The organism is Pseudomonas fluorescens (assembly GCF_902497775.2).
GTDB classification, from domain to species: Bacteria; Pseudomonadota; Gammaproteobacteria; order Pseudomonadales; family Pseudomonadaceae; genus Aquipseudomonas; species Aquipseudomonas putida_F.
Genome location: NZ_OZ024668.1, coordinates 510,304 through 523,587, shown reverse-complemented (window position 1 = coordinate 523,587; position 13,284 = coordinate 510,304). Strand labels below are relative to the sequence as shown.

At 62.7% G+C, this 13,284-nt stretch carries 14 protein-coding genes; 9 read left to right on the top strand and 5 right to left on the bottom strand.

The window, feature by feature from the left end; genetic code table 11:
• Window positions 1–22: 22 nt before the first annotated feature.
• Window positions 23–910, bottom strand: a complete 888-nt coding sequence (locus F8N82_RS02555; RefSeq protein WP_038998923.1) for an acyl-CoA dehydrogenase — start codon at window positions 908–910, stop codon at window positions 23–25.
• A 133-nt stretch (window positions 911–1,043) separates the two neighbouring features.
• Here F8N82_RS02555 and olsB point away from each other — a divergent pair, with 133 nt between their 5' ends.
• Both olsB and F8N82_RS02545 read left to right on the top strand, forming a co-directional pair.
• Window positions 1,044–1,799, top strand: coding sequence for an L-ornithine N(alpha)-acyltransferase (olsB, locus tag F8N82_RS02550; protein WP_038998922.1), 756 nt, complete (start codon window positions 1,044–1,046; stop codon window positions 1,797–1,799).
• On the top strand, window positions 1,799–2,584 hold the full coding sequence (locus F8N82_RS02545) for a lysophospholipid acyltransferase family protein (RefSeq protein ID WP_038998921.1): 786 nt from the start codon (window positions 1,799–1,801) through the stop codon (window positions 2,582–2,584). The genes olsB and F8N82_RS02545 overlap by 1 nt, the downstream gene beginning before the upstream one ends.
• Here the strand turns inward: F8N82_RS02545 and F8N82_RS02540 are convergent.
• On the bottom strand, window positions 2,581–3,153 hold the full coding sequence (locus F8N82_RS02540) for an ACP phosphodiesterase (protein ID WP_038998920.1): 573 nt from the start codon (window positions 3,151–3,153) through the stop codon (window positions 2,581–2,583). The genes F8N82_RS02545 and F8N82_RS02540 overlap by 4 nt on opposite strands.
• A gap of 155 nt (window positions 3,154–3,308) precedes the next feature.
• On the opposite strand from F8N82_RS02540, the gene F8N82_RS02535 reads away from it, so the two are divergent.
• Genes F8N82_RS02535 through F8N82_RS02525 form a run of 3 tightly spaced genes read left to right on the top strand, consistent with a single transcriptional unit; the run spans window position 3,309 to window position 5,861 of the window.
• The gene (locus F8N82_RS02535) at window positions 3,309–3,611 is read left to right on the top strand and encodes an ArsR/SmtB family transcription factor (protein WP_038998919.1); all 303 of its coding nucleotides are present in this window, start codon (window positions 3,309–3,311) and stop codon (window positions 3,609–3,611) included.
• A 13-nt stretch (window positions 3,612–3,624) separates the two neighbouring features.
• A complete protein-coding gene (locus F8N82_RS02530; protein WP_038998918.1) occupies window positions 3,625–4,794 on the top strand; it encodes an MFS transporter in 1,170 nt (389 codons plus the stop codon).
• A 17-nt stretch (window positions 4,795–4,811) separates the two neighbouring features.
• A complete protein-coding gene (locus F8N82_RS02525) occupies window positions 4,812–5,861 on the top strand; it encodes an alkene reductase (protein ID WP_038998917.1) in 1,050 nt (349 codons plus the stop codon).
• A 24-nt stretch (window positions 5,862–5,885) separates the two neighbouring features.
• On the opposite strand, the gene F8N82_RS02520 is transcribed toward F8N82_RS02525, so the two are convergent.
• From F8N82_RS02520 to F8N82_RS02510, 3 genes are all read right to left on the bottom strand, one after another.
• On the bottom strand, window positions 5,886–6,728 hold the full coding sequence (locus F8N82_RS02520; RefSeq protein ID WP_038998916.1) for a hypothetical protein: 843 nt from the start codon (window positions 6,726–6,728) through the stop codon (window positions 5,886–5,888).
• 87 nt (window positions 6,729–6,815) lie between these two features.
• Complete coding sequence (locus F8N82_RS02515; protein WP_038998914.1) at window positions 6,816–7,820, bottom strand: NAD-dependent epimerase/dehydratase family protein; 1,005 nt, start codon at window positions 7,818–7,820, stop codon at window positions 6,816–6,818.
• 52 nt (window positions 7,821–7,872) lie between these two features.
• Entirely contained in the window at window positions 7,873–8,763 is an 891-nt protein-coding gene (locus F8N82_RS02510) for a LysR family transcriptional regulator ArgP (RefSeq protein ID WP_038998913.1), read from the bottom strand.
• Between the two features lie 122 nt (window positions 8,764–8,885).
• Here F8N82_RS02510 and F8N82_RS02505 point away from each other — a divergent pair, with 122 nt between their 5' ends.
• From F8N82_RS02505 to F8N82_RS02490, 4 genes are all read left to right on the top strand, one after another.
• Window positions 8,886–9,485: a LysE/ArgO family amino acid transporter gene (locus F8N82_RS02505; protein ID WP_038998912.1), complete on the top strand. Its 600-nt coding sequence runs from the start codon at window positions 8,886–8,888 to the stop codon at window positions 9,483–9,485.
• A 189-nt stretch (window positions 9,486–9,674) separates the two neighbouring features.
• Complete coding sequence (locus F8N82_RS02500; protein ID WP_038998911.1) at window positions 9,675–10,271, top strand: superoxide dismutase; 597 nt, start codon at window positions 9,675–9,677, stop codon at window positions 10,269–10,271.
• A gap of 295 nt (window positions 10,272–10,566) precedes the next feature.
• Window positions 10,567–10,824 (top strand): hypothetical protein, encoded by a 258-nt coding sequence (locus tag F8N82_RS02495; protein ID WP_150776757.1) that lies wholly within the window; start codon window positions 10,567–10,569, stop codon window positions 10,822–10,824.
• A 344-nt stretch (window positions 10,825–11,168) separates the two neighbouring features.
• Window positions 11,169–13,220, top strand: coding sequence for a putative bifunctional diguanylate cyclase/phosphodiesterase (locus F8N82_RS02490; protein ID WP_038998908.1), 2,052 nt, complete (start codon window positions 11,169–11,171; stop codon window positions 13,218–13,220).
• Window positions 13,221–13,284: the final 64 nt, after the last annotated feature.

The following is a 13,284-nucleotide window of genomic DNA, read 5'->3' as shown; positions in this document are numbered from 1 at the left end:
GTTCGCCCAGACTGCCAGCGTTTCATGACAGTCCGGCGGCGGCCCAGGCCTTGGCCAGGCGTTTGGCCCGGGCGGCGCTGGCGATCTCCAACAGGCCCTGGTCGCGTTGCCACAGGCTTGCCCATTCGCCAGAGCTTGCCAGCAGCGCCTGGTTGATTTCCTCCTTCAAGGCGTTGAACTGGGCAAACAGGCCGCCCAGCAGCAAATGGCTGGCTGCGACATCAGCACACTGGCGGGTACTTTCGGCGCACGCACCGAGCAGGCCGATCAGGCGCAATTGCAGGCTTTGCGGCCAGCCCGTTTCCTGGCCGACGCCATATAACCAGGCACACAGGGCACTGAGCACATAGAGATCTTCCAGCGAGCGAAAGGGTTTGACGTAAGCGTCCCAGCCGTCCCCCGCCAGGCGCTCGCACAACGCCGCTTGCAGATGCAGGCGGGCATGGCCGACTTCCGGCATCAGCGGCAAGGCCGGCAGCGGTTCGAGGCGCACGCCCGGTTCACCGGCGTAGACCACCGCCAGGCTCAGTTCCACCGGCTGCCCTTGCGCCTCGCAGCGCGCCGCCACCAATAGCCATTCGGCATCGAGCCCGGCGGTGACGAAGTCCTTGCTGCCACGCAGGCGCAGATCCTCCAGGCGCACCTGCATATCGGCCGGGCGCACGCTGCGCCGTTCACTGGCGCACAGGGCACCGAGACTCGGCGGCGCACTCGGCCACAGCACCCGCAGGGCTGCCTGGTAACCGACCAGAAAGGCCAGTCCCGGAGTGGCCATGGCCCGCCCGCCGAGCACCGCCAGCTCGAACGGGCTGACCGGGCCCAGGCGCGCCAGCAGGCTGGAATAAGTGTCGGCCAGCGAGGCCGCCTGGGGGTGTCGCTGTCGGTCGTTGAGTCGTTGCAGCCAGGCCATCGGAGCGCTCCTTGAGGGCTGTCATACAAGCATCACCAATTGTTCACGGGGGTGACACCCCATCTACCTAGGCTGAGCTTGCACAACAAAGTCGACCGGCCGCAACCCCATGGCTGGCTTATGGAGACACGCAATGACTCGGATCGCTCGCTCTGGCGACAACAGCACTGAACGCCGTCTGCAAGCCGAACGCCTGGTCGGCCCGGCAGCCCTGCAGGAAGCACAGGCCCTTCGATTCAGCGTATTCAGCGGTGAATTCAAGGCCAAACTCAAAGGCGCCGAGCTGGGCCTGGACATGGACGACTACGACATTCATTGCCGCCATATTGGCGTGCGTGACTTGAGCAGCGGGCGGCTGGTCGCCACCACCCGCCTGCTCGACCATCAGGCCGCCAGCAGCCTGGGGCGCTTCTACAGTGAAGAAGAGTTCAGCCTGCATGGCCTCGGCCACCTGCAAGGGCCGATCCTCGAACTGGGCCGTACCTGCGTCGACCCCGCCTACCGTAACGGCGGCACCATCGCCGTGCTCTGGGCGGAACTGGCCGAAGTGCTCAACGAAGGCCGCTACAGCTACCTGATGGGCTGCGCCAGCATTCCCATGCAGGATGGTGGTGTGCAGGCCCATGCGATCATGCAGCGCTTGCGTGAACGCTACCTGTGCACCGAACACCTGCGCGCCGAACCGAAAAACCCATTGCCGAGCCTGGCCCTGCCGGGCAACGTCATCGCCGAGATGCCGCCGCTGCTCAAGGCTTACATGCGCCTGGGGGCGAAGATCTGCGGCGAACCGTGCTGGGATGAAGACTTCCAGGTCGCCGACGTGTTCATCCTGCTCAAACGCGACGAGCTGTGCCCGCGCTATGCCCGGCACTTCAAGGCGGCGGTCTGATGCGGCGCCTGCGCGTTTATGCGCGCGTGGCCCGGGTGCTGCTGGTGGTGCTGTTCGGCCTGGCCATGGCCGCGCTGTTCACGCTCTATGAGCGCCTGCGCGTACCGGCCTCGACCGAGCGCCGCCAGCGCTGGTCGCAACTGTTCATGGGCAAACTGAGCAACGCCCTGCCGTTCAAGGTGCGGGTGGTGGGCCAGTTACCGCAACAGCCGATGCTGTGGGTCAGCAACCATGTCTCGTGGACCGACATCCCGCTGCTGGGCATGCTCGCGCCGCTGTCGTTCCTGTCCAAGGCCGAAGTGCGCACCTGGCCGATTGCCGGCTGGCTGGCGCTCAAGGCCGGCACCCTGTTCATCCGTCGTGGCGGCAACGACAGCCAACTGCTGCGCAAGCAGATCAGCCAGCACCTGCAACAGGACAGCACGCTGTTGATTTTCCCCGAAGGCACCACCACCGACGGGCGCAGCCTGCGCACCTTCCACGGCCGCCTGCTGGCCAGCGCCATCGATACGCAAACACCGCTGCAACCGGTCGCCCTGCGCTACCTGCGCAATGGCCAAAGCGATGCAATCGCACCGTTTATCGGTGATGACGATCTGCTCTCGCACCTGTTCCGACTGTTTGCCAATGATTGCGCCGAGGTCGAGATCCATTTGCTCGCACCGATCGCCAGCGCCGGTGAGGAACGCGCCGCTCTGGCCTTCAAGGCGCAGCAGGCGATCCAGCAGGCATTGTTCGGCAGCGAGCCGGTTGCCGAGGGGCAACGTCGGGCCAGGGCTGCCTAGGTATTGGCCCTGGCAAAGCGCTGCAGCTCTGGATAGAAGTTGCGAAAGTCATCCAGCAACGGCTGGTACAGCGCCGCCACCTCCTCCACCGCGCCGTCCATGCCTTCGGGCCGCGACAGGCGCCGGGCGATCCCGCGAAACACCTGCTCGAGCACCGCGAACTCGCGGTAAGACCCCAACCAGTCATCGGCCGCCATGTATGGCGCTATCTGCGCCAGGCGCCCGGGCAAGGCCGGCTCTGCGGCGAGTACCTGGTACACGCGGTCGGTGAACTGGCCCAGCGGCTGCTCGGCATAATCCTGCCAGTGCAAGGCCAGGCAGTGATCGAAAAACACATCGAGAATGATCCCGGCGTAACGCCGCCGCTCCCGCGGAAAACGCGCCAACGCCGCCAGCACCAGCGGATGGCTGTCGGTGTAGACATCGATTTGTCGGTGCAGGCGAATCGCTGCTTCCAGCGGCGCAGGGAAGCGTCCCTGCAGCGGCCCCTTGACGAAATCGCCATAAAGACTGCCGAGCAATTGCTCGGGTCGCTGACCGCCGAGATGAAGGTGTGCAAGGTAGTTCATAGACAGGGATTCTAGCACCTCACGGCCTATATCGTTATAACCCGATATAGCGATTTAAGCTGAACTCAGAACCACATCATATTTGTATATCGCGAAATATCGATTTATATTTCGCTCCATCGCGATATACCGCTACACACACCACGAGCCCAACCATGCCTCTCGATCTCGACGAAATAATAAAAGCCCTGGCCCACCCAGTACGGCGAGAAATTCTCAACTGGCTGAAGGACCCCGACGCGCAGTTTCCCGACCAGCACCACAGCACCGAACACGGTGTGTGTGCCGGGCAGATCGATCAACGCTGCGGCCTGTCGCAGTCGACCGTTTCTGCCCACCTGGCGACCTTGCAGCGGGCGGGCCTGATCAGCAGCCAGAAGATTGGCCAGTGGCATTTTTTCAAACGCAACGAGGAAACCATCCAGGCCTTCCTCCAGCAGATGAGCCAAGAGCTCTGACAAGGACCTTGCAATGCCCCTTTCGTTGATAATCCTGGCGCTCAGCGCCTTCGCCATCGGTACCACCGAGTTCGTCATCATGGGTCTGTTGCCCGATGTGGCGGCAGACCTGGGTGTATCGATTCCTGGCGCCGGCTGGCTGGTCACCGGTTACGCCCTGGGCGTGGCCATCGGTGCGCCGTTCATGGCCCTGGCCACCTCGCGCCTGCCGCGTAAAGCGGCGCTGATTGCGCTAATGGGCGTGTTCATCGTCGGCAACCTGCTGTGTGCGGTGGCCAGCGACTACAACCTGCTGATGTTCGCCCGGGTGGTGACCGCCCTGTGCCACGGTGCCTTCTTCGGTATCGGCTCGGTGGTGGCGGCAAGCCTGGTGCCGGCCAACCGCCGTGCTTCGGCAGTCGCCCTGATGTTCACCGGCCTGACCCTGGCCAATGTCCTCGGCGTGCCGCTGGGTACTGCGCTGGGGCAGGAATACGGCTGGCGCTCGACTTTCTGGGCGGTGACCGTGATCGGTGTGATCGCCTTGATCGGCCTGATCCGCTTCCTGCCGTTTCGCCATGACGAAGAGAAACTCGACATGCGCGCTGAACTTGCCGCGCTCAAAGGCGCCGGTATCTGGTTGTCGCTGTCGATGACCGTGCTGTTCTCGGCCTCGATGTTTGCCCTGTTCACCTATGTCGCACCGCTGCTCGGTGATGTCACTGGCGTCTCGCCCAGTGGCGTGACCTGGACGCTGCTGTTGATCGGCCTGGGCCTGACCCTGGGCAACATCCTCGGCGGCAAGCTGGCCGACAAGCGCCTGGGCGCTACCCTGATCGGCGTGTTCGCCAGCATGGCGGTGGTCTCCACCGTCCTGAGCTGGACCAGCGTCGCCCTGATCCCGGCAGAAATCACCCTGTTCCTCTGGGCTACCGCTGCCTTTGCCGCCGTGCCTGCCCTGCAGGTCAACGTGGTGACCTTCGGCAAGGCCGCGCCGAACCTGGTCTCGACCCTGAACATTGGCGCTTTCAACCTGGGCAACGCCCTCGGCGCCTGGGTCGGCGGCACCGTCATCGCCCAGGGCCTGGGCCTGACCCGCGTGCCCCTGGCCGCCGCAGCGCTGGCAGTACTGGCGCTGATCGTCACCCTGATCACCTTCAGCCAGAGCGGTAACAAATCCGCACTGGCACCCGCCACCCACTGATAAGCCTTGAGGTATTTATGACGACGCTTTTTGATCCGATCACCCTCGGCGACCTCCAGTTGCCGAACCGCATCATCATGGCCCCGCTGACCCGCTGCCGCGCCGACGAAGGCCGGGTGCCCAACGCACTGATGGCCGAGTACTACGTACAACGGGCCAGCGCCGGGCTGATCCTCAGCGAAGCGACTTCGGTCACGCCAATGGGCGTCGGCTACCCGGACACCCCGGGCATTTGGTCCAACGATCAGGTACGTGGCTGGACCAACGTCACCAAGGCCGTGCATGGCGCCGGCGGGCGGATTTTCCTGCAGCTGTGGCACGTCGGGCGTATCTCCCACCCCAACTACCTCGAGGGTGAAAGCCCGGTCGCACCGAGCGCGATCCAGCCTAAAGGCCATGTCAGCCTGGTGCGTCCGCTGTCCGACTACCCGACTCCACGGGCGCTGGAAACCGCAGAAATCGCCGACATTGTCGAGGCCTACCGGACCGGTGCCGAGAATGCCAAGGCAGCCGGTTTCGACGGCGTTGAAGTGCATGCAGCCAACGGCTACCTGATCGACCAGTTCCTGCAGAGCAGCACCAACCAGCGCAATGACCAATACGGTGGTTCGCTTCAGAACCGTGCACGTCTGCTGCTGGAAGTGACTGACGCGGTGATCGAAGTCTGGGGCGCACAACGGGTTGGCGTGCACCTGGCGCCACGGGCCGATGCCCATGACATGGGCGATGCCAACCGTGCCGAGACCTTCACTTATGTCGCCCGGGAACTGGGCAAGCGCGGCATTGCGTTTATCTGCTCGCGGGAGAAAGAGGCCGACGACAGTATCGGCGCGCTGATCAAGCAAGCCTTTGGCGGCCCGTACATCGTCAATGAGCGCTTCACCAAGGCCAGCGCCAATGCTTCGCTGGCCTCTGGCAACGCTGATGCGGTGGCCTTCGGCATTCCGTTCATTGCCAACCCGGACCTGCCGGCCCGACTGGCGGCGGATGCACCGCTGAACGAGCCACACCCGGAGACCTTCTATGCCAAGGGGCCGGTGGGCTATATCGATTATCCGCGGATGTAGATGCTAAAAGCATCGCGGGTCAAGTCAAGGCCGGGCGTTGATCTGCTGTTGCAGGTTCTGCACCTGGCTTTGCAGGGTATTGATGTTGCGGGTCACCTGGCCACGAAACGCGTCGAACTCAGCCGTCGAGGCGCCACCGCTTGCCGCAGGCGCCGGGCGGTTCTCCTGCTCGCTCTTGAGCACGATCAGGTCCTGCTCCAGGCGCTGGATCGCCGCGGCCGGGTTGCCCTGTTTCTTCAACGCTGCCACATCAGCGTTCAGGCTCTTGAGCTCACCATTAAGCTTGCCGCCATCCACCTGCGCCGACTTCAATGCAGTCAGCTCGTCGTTCACACGCTTGAGCTGTGCCTGCAACTGCTCCTGCAACTTGGCATTGGCCGCCTGTTGCTCACTGGCCTGCGCCAGCACCTGCTCCAGACGCTTGCCCAGATCACCGGTCTGCCCCGCCACACCCTGCTGTTGCCGGCCCTGCTCGGAGAGGCTCGACTGCAACTGCTTGATCTGCAACTTCAGGGCTTCGCTGTCGGTGCTGACACTGGTCTCGCTGGCCGCGACCTTGCCACTGATTGCCTGCAAGCGCCCCGCCGCTTCTTCACTGATGCGCGCGAAGCTCTCCTGGGTGGCAACCAGTTGCTGCTCCATCAGCGAAATCTGCTGAAAGCTCCACCAGCCAAGGCCACCCAGGGCAATGAACGAAGCGCCGAGCAATGCCCACAACGGGCCACTGCTCGCCGCCTTGGGCTGGACGCGCGAGGCCGCCGAGCCGCCACGACGCACACCCGCTACCGGGACGAAATCATCGTCATCGCGGCTACCGGCACTCAAGGTCGGTACGTTCTCGAAATCATCTGGGGCATTGTTACGCATGGGATCCCTTCAACCACGGTGATAGCAAATGGTCAGTAGTATAAAGCCTGATCAGCGCTCTGATCGACCGCAAAGCCTTGATCCGGTTCAGTGCTTGCCGGACGGAAGGTCCTGGGCTTTCCACCAGCCGCAGAACTCATCCAGCGCCGACCACAGGCTGACGCTGGGGCGGTAATCAAGAAACTGCCTGGCGCGGTTGATGTCGAGGGTGAAGTCCTTGCTCATCACCTGCATCCCCAAGCGCGACAAGGTCGGTTGCGGGCACCCCGGCCAGAGCAGGCAGGCGCCTTCGTTCAAGGCGGCCAGGCTGTAGGCCAGACCGTAGGAACGGTAACGGGTGACTTGCGGCAGGTGCATTTGCCGCATCACGTAATTGACCACATCCCACAACGGCAAGGGGTGACCGTTACTGATGTTGTAGGCCTGGCCCAGTGCCGCGTTGTCGGCGAGCAGGGCACTGATCAGCGCCTCGTTGAGGTTCTGCACGCTGGTGAAGTCGACTTTGTTCAGGCCGTTGCCGATGATCGCCAGGCGCCGCTTGCGCTGCATCTGCAACAAGCGCGGGAAGATACTCACATCACCCGCTCCGGTGACAAAGCGCGGACGCAGGGCCAGCACTTCGAGACCGAACTCCTGGGCGCCGAAGACTTTCTGCTCGGCCAGGTGCTTGGTGGCCCCATAATGGTCATGGAAGCGTCGCGGCACCTGCTCTTCGGTGATGCCCAGCTGCGAGCGGCCATTGAAATAGATCGACGGCGAAGACAGGTGCACCAACCGCCGCACATGCTCCTTCAAGCACGCCTCGACAACGTTTTCAGTGACCACCACGTTGCCTTGATAGAAGTCCTGGTAACGCCCCCAATTGCCGACCGCACCGGCACAATGCACCACCGCCTCGACGCCCTGGCACAGGCGTCGGGCCAGGTCCGGGTCGTTCAGGTCACCCGGGATGAACTGCGCGCCGCGCCGCACCAGGTGCTCGACGCCTTCGGCGCGGCGGCCGTTGACCCGAACGTCAAAGCCCTGCTCCAGGGCAAAGCGCGCAAAGCGCCCGCCAATGAAGCCGCTCGCGCCGGTGACCAGAATTTGCATGTAGCACTCCGCCTAAAACAGGTTTTTCAGATACTGCTGACGCCGCCAGTGCCTACAAGGGCACCAGCCACTGCCCGGCTGTAAGACGCAGGTGATCCGTCAGTTGGCCGAGCAACTGCCCGCCGTTGCGCCAATGATGCCAGTACAAGGGCACGTCGATGGGTTTATCCGCTGATATTTCTACCAGTCGCCCGCTGGCCAGTTGATCGCGCACCTGCAGTTCCGGCACCAGGCCCCAGCCCAGGCCTGCTTCGGTCATGCGCAAAAAACCTTCGGACGACGGACACAGGTGGTGAAGGAAACCGTCCTGAATTCCCAGGGAAGCCAGGTAACGGTGCTGCAGGAAATCATCCGGCCCGAACACCAGCGCCGGAGTCCGCGACAATCGCGCAGCATCGAAGCCCGCTGGAAAGTAGCGGGCCATGAACGCCGGGCTGGCCAGCGCCCGATAGCGCATGGCGCCAAGCAACAGGCTGCGCGCACCGGCCACCGGCCGTTCACTGCCACACAGGCAGGCCGCCACTTCGCCGGCGCGCATGCGCTTGAGGCCGACCTCCTGGTCTTCCACCACCAGGTCCAGCAGCACTTGCTGATCGGCACAAAATTCACCCACCGCGCCTGCCCACCAGGTCGCCAGGCTGTCGGCATTGAGGGCAATGCGCAGACGCTCGGGCATGCCCTCTTCGTCCAGCGCCGGCACCTGGCTCTGCAGGTCACGCTCAAGCAGGCGCACCTGCTGCACATGGTTGAGCAGACGCCGACCGACATCGGTGGGGCTCGGCGGATTGGCGCGCACCAGTACCGGCTGGCCGACCCGCGCCTCAAGCAACTTGATGCGCTGGGAAATCGCCGACTGGGACAGTCCAAGCACCTGGGCGGCACGTTCGAAACCGGCCTGCTCGATAACGGCAGCAAGGGCAGAAAGCAGTTTGTAATCGAACATTATTTTTCCTAATGCCGGATCAGCTTTATTTGTTTTTCTTATACAGATGAAATCCCCACAATAGCCAGCATCTTCTTTGTATTTGCGCCCGCGCCCTGCGGGCGTTTCCTGGAGTTCCCCCTATGTGGCAAAGCTACCTGAACGGCCTCTTGGTCGCCTTCGGCCTGATCATGGCGATCGGCACGCAAAACGCCTTTGTCCTGGCGCAAAGCCTGCGCCGTGAACATCACCTGCCGGTGGCGGCGCTGTGCGTGGTCTGCGATGCCCTCCTGGTAGCGGCGGGCGTGTTTGGCCTGGCCACGGTCCTGGCGCAGAACCCGACGCTGCTGGCGGTTGCGCGTTGGGGCGGTGCGGTATTTCTGATCTGGTACGGCGCCAAGGCCCTGTTGCGCGCCTGCTCGCAACAAAGCCTGCAACAGGGCGAAGGCCAGGGCCTGCGCTCGCGCCGGGCGGTGCTGCTCAGCGCCCTGGCGGTAACCCTGCTCAACCCGCATGTGTACCTCGATACGGTGTTGCTGATCGGCTCGCTGGGCGCCCAGCAATCCGTGCCCGGTGCCTACGTGGCCGGCGCCGCCAGCGCCTCGCTGCTGTGGTTCTTCACCCTGGCCCTGGGCGCTGCCTGGCTGGCACCGTGGCTGGCGCGCCCCGGCACCTGGCGGCTGCTCGATCTGATGGTGGCGGTGATGATGTTTGCCGTGGCAGCGCAACTGATCTTTACCTGAGACGCCGCTCGTCCGGCACCGGCAAAGGCTCTGGAACCTCTTTCCCGTACACTTGTTGCGTGGTTAAGCACCGGGCCCGGTGCTATGATCCAGCCCTTGCGTCGCAAAGAGTACAAACTCGCCGACGCACACCGGCCGCCCGTGATCGGCCTTGCGCTCACCGCAACAGACCTGATTAGGAGAATCACCATGGCTTTTGAATTGCCGCCGCTGCCTTACGCCCACGACGCCCTGCAGCCGCACATTTCCAAGGAAACCCTGGAATACCACCACGACAAGCACCACAACACCTATGTCGTGAACCTGAACAACCTGGTGCCTGGCACCGAGTTCGAAGGCAAGACCCTGGAAGAGATCGTCAAGACCTCCTCGGGCGGTATCTTCAACAACGCCGCTCAGGTCTGGAACCACACTTTCTACTGGAACTGCCTGGCGCCAAACGCCGGCGGCCAACCAACCGGCGCCCTGGCTGAAGCCATCAACGCCGCGTTCGGTTCGTTCGACAAGTTCAAGGAAGAGTTCACCAAGACTTCGGTCGGCACCTTCGGTTCCGGCTGGGGCTGGCTGGTGAAAAAAGCCGACGGCTCCCTGGCCCTGGCCAGCACCATTGGCGCCGGCAACCCGCTGACCAACGGCGACACCCCGCTGCTGACCTGCGACGTCTGGGAACACGCCTACTACATCGACTACCGCAACCTGCGTCCGAAGTATGTCGAGGCGTTCTGGAACCTGGTCAACTGGAAGTTCGTTGCCGAGCAGTTCGAAGGCAAGACCTTCACTGCCTGAGCCGGCTGCTGAGCGATACTTTGCATAAAGTATCGAGCGACCGAAAAGCCCACCCTAGCGGTGGGCTTTTTTATGGTTCTTCACGGAATCCTGGGTTGGGATGTTGAGGCTGCGGGCTTATCCATTCAGTGTGGGGCTGCTGCTGGCGCCTTCCGGGGCATCGCGGCCTACGACTTGCTACGCCAAGTCTACGTCTCGCGTCTTCGGCTGACGCCGAAGGTGCTGCGCACCGCCCCTACAGGCACCTTCGCTAGGCCTCCTGAAGTCGCTTTTCGCGGCGCCTGGAAGTACGTGCATGAACATCAAGATCAAGATCAAGACCAAACAAGTTGGTGCTCGTTTTATCAGCGGGCTTGTCCCGCTCCTGCGTCAGCATGGCTTCGCCAACATCTGCTTTCGCAGATACGCCAGTGCAGGCGCCGTAGCGAAGGAACCCGGAGCGCAGCGTAGGGCCGTATGCTGGAGCGAGCGGTTTTGGTTCCTGTTGCCAAGACAAAAGGGACCCGCCGTAAGGGCGGAAGGGGCCGGCAGCGGCGCCACAGTGAATGGATAAGCTAGAAGCCTTAACATCCCGACCCAACCCAAGGATCATAGCCCCCGGTAAGCCGTGAAGAACCTTTTTTATGGGCGCCCTGGCTGCAACATTTTTCATCCTATTCGCGCACTGTGCATCTTGCCGCACACGCAGAGCGCGCTAACATCAAACGTTGGGAAACTCGTTCCCACAGATTAAAGTCGCAAGGCCGGGCAACCGATACAGTGACGATAGGTAACCAACCTGCTCCCGGTGCAAAAAATGCACCCTCAAGGAGCTGGAGAAGTCCTGTTGACGGCCGATAGTGGATTGCCAAGTTTGATGGCAAAATGATGCCATGCGCATGGATTAAGGAAACCCCATTGAAGCTGGAACTCAAGAACAGCTTATCGGTCAAGTTGCTCAGGGTAGTACTGCTCTCGGCGTTGGTCGTCGGTGTAGTTCTCAGTTGTGCGCAGATCGTCTTCGATGCCTACAAGACCCGCCAGGCCGTCGCCAATGACGCCCAACGGATCCTCGACATGTTCCGTGATCCTTCGACCCAGGCGGTCTACAGCCTGGACAAGGAAATGGGCATGCAGGTCATGGAGGGCTTGTTCCAGGACGAGTCCGTGCGCATGGCCTCCATCGGCCATCCCAACGAGACCATGCTGGCGGAAAAATCCCGCCCGTTGCAGGAAGTCTCCAGCCGCTGGCTGACCGACCTGATTCTTGGCCAGGAGCGCAGCTTCACCACCCAGCTGGTCGGTCGGGGCCCCTATAGCGAATATTACGGCGACCTGAGCATCACCCTCGACACCGCATCCTATGGCGAGGGTTTCCTGATCAGTTCGGTGATCATCTTCATTTCTGGCGTGCTGCGCGCCCTGGCCATGGGCCTGGTGCTGTACCTGGTCTATCACTGGATGCTGACCAAGCCGCTGTCGAAGATCATCGAGCACCTTACCCAGATCAACCCCGACCGCCCCAGCCAGCATCAGCTGCCGCTGATCAAGGGCCACGAAAAGAACGAGCTGGGCCTGTGGGTCAACACCGCCAACCAGTTGCTGGCGTCGATCGAGCGCAACACCCACCTGCGCCACGAAGCCGAGAACAGCCTGTTGCGCATGGCCCAGTACGATTTCCTCACCGGCCTGCCCAACCGCCAGCAACTGCAGCAGCAACTGGACAAGATCCTCGTCGACGCCGGCCGCCTGCAACGCCGGGTGGCGGTATTGTGCGTCGGCCTGGATGACTTCAAGGGTATCAACGAGCAATTCAGCTACCAGGCCGGCGACCAGTTGCTGCTGGCCCTGGCCGACCGCCTGCGTGCCCACAGTGGCCGGCTCGGTGCCCTGGCACGCCTGGGTGGCGACCAGTTCGCCCTGGTCCAGGCCGATATCGAGCAGCCCTACGAAGCGGCCGAACTGGCCCAGAGCATTCTCGATGACCTCGAGGCGCCGTTCGCCCTCGACCATCAGGAAATCCGCCTGCGCGCCACCATCGGCATCACCCTGTTCCCCGAAGACGGCGACAGCACCGAGAAGCTGCTGCAAAAGGCCGAGCAGACCATGACCCTGGCCAAGGCCCGCTCGCGCAACCGTTACCAGTTCTACATCGCCAGCGTCGACAGCGAGATGCGCCGCCGCCGCGAGCTGGAAAAAGACCTGCGTGAAGCCCTGCCGCGCAACCAGCTGTTTCTGGTTTATCAGCCACAGATCAGCTACCGAGACCACCGCGTGGTCGGCGTCGAAGCACTGCTGCGCTGGCAGCATCCGGAGCTGGGCATGGTCCCGCCAGACCAGTTCATCCCCCTGGCCGAGCAGAACGGCAACATCATCACCATCGGCGAATGGGTGCTCGACCAGGCCTGCCGGCAACTGCGCGACTGGCATGACCAGGGCTTCAGCGAACTGCGCATGGCGGTCAACCTGTCGACTGTACAGTTGCATCACAACGAGCTGCCGCGAGTGGTCAACAACCTGCTGCAGATCTACCGCCTGCCACCGCGCAGCCTGGAACTGGAAGTCACCGAAACCGGCCTGATGGAAGACATCAGCACCGCGGCCCAGCACCTGCTTAGCCTGCGCCGCTCCGGGGCGCTGATCGCCATTGACGACTTCGGTACCGGCTACTCATCGCTCAGTTACCTGAAGTCGCTGCCGCTGGACAAGATCAAGATCGACAAGAGCTTCGTCCAGGACCTGCTCGATGACGACGACGATGCCACCATCGTTCGCGCCATCATCCAGCTGGGCAAGAGCCTGGGCATGCAGGTCATTGCCGAGGGGGTCGAGACGGCGGAACAGGAGGCCTACATCATTGCCCAGGGTTGCCATGAAGGTCAGGGCTACCACTACAGCAAACCCTTGCCAGCCCGGGAGTTGACCGCGTTCCTCAAGCAGGCGCAGCGCAATCAGGTTTCGATCCTGTAACACCTTTCCGCATTGCCCGAAGTGGCCGAAACACGCATTTGAATATTTACGTGACTGCCCCTTT

Excerpts from the sequence above, each read along its gene's own strand:
- F8N82_RS02555 (WP_038998923.1), bottom strand. The coding sequence starts at position 910 with ATGGCCTGGCTGCAACGACTCAACGACCGACAGCGACACCCCCAGGCG.
- olsB (WP_038998922.1), top strand. The coding sequence starts at position 1,044 with ATGACTCGGATCGCTCGCTCTGGCGACAACAGCACTGAACGCCGTCTG.
- F8N82_RS02545 (WP_038998921.1), top strand. The coding sequence starts at position 1,799 with ATGCGGCGCCTGCGCGTTTATGCGCGCGTGGCCCGGGTGCTGCTGGTG.
- F8N82_RS02540 (WP_038998920.1), bottom strand. The coding sequence starts at position 3,153 with ATGAACTACCTTGCACACCTTCATCTCGGCGGTCAGCGACCCGAGCAA.
- F8N82_RS02535 (WP_038998919.1), top strand. The coding sequence starts at position 3,309 with ATGCCTCTCGATCTCGACGAAATAATAAAAGCCCTGGCCCACCCAGTA.
- F8N82_RS02530 (WP_038998918.1), top strand. The coding sequence starts at position 3,625 with ATGCCCCTTTCGTTGATAATCCTGGCGCTCAGCGCCTTCGCCATCGGT.
- F8N82_RS02525 (WP_038998917.1), top strand. The coding sequence starts at position 4,812 with ATGACGACGCTTTTTGATCCGATCACCCTCGGCGACCTCCAGTTGCCG.
- F8N82_RS02520 (WP_038998916.1), bottom strand. The coding sequence starts at position 6,728 with ATGCGTAACAATGCCCCAGATGATTTCGAGAACGTACCGACCTTGAGT.
- F8N82_RS02515 (WP_038998914.1), bottom strand. The coding sequence starts at position 7,820 with ATGCAAATTCTGGTCACCGGCGCGAGCGGCTTCATTGGCGGGCGCTTT.
- F8N82_RS02510 (WP_038998913.1), bottom strand. The coding sequence starts at position 8,763 with ATGTTCGATTACAAACTGCTTTCTGCCCTTGCTGCCGTTATCGAGCAG.
- F8N82_RS02505 (WP_038998912.1), top strand. The coding sequence starts at position 8,886 with ATGTGGCAAAGCTACCTGAACGGCCTCTTGGTCGCCTTCGGCCTGATC.
- F8N82_RS02500 (WP_038998911.1), top strand. The coding sequence starts at position 9,675 with ATGGCTTTTGAATTGCCGCCGCTGCCTTACGCCCACGACGCCCTGCAG.
- F8N82_RS02495 (WP_150776757.1), top strand. The coding sequence starts at position 10,567 with ATGAACATCAAGATCAAGATCAAGACCAAACAAGTTGGTGCTCGTTTT.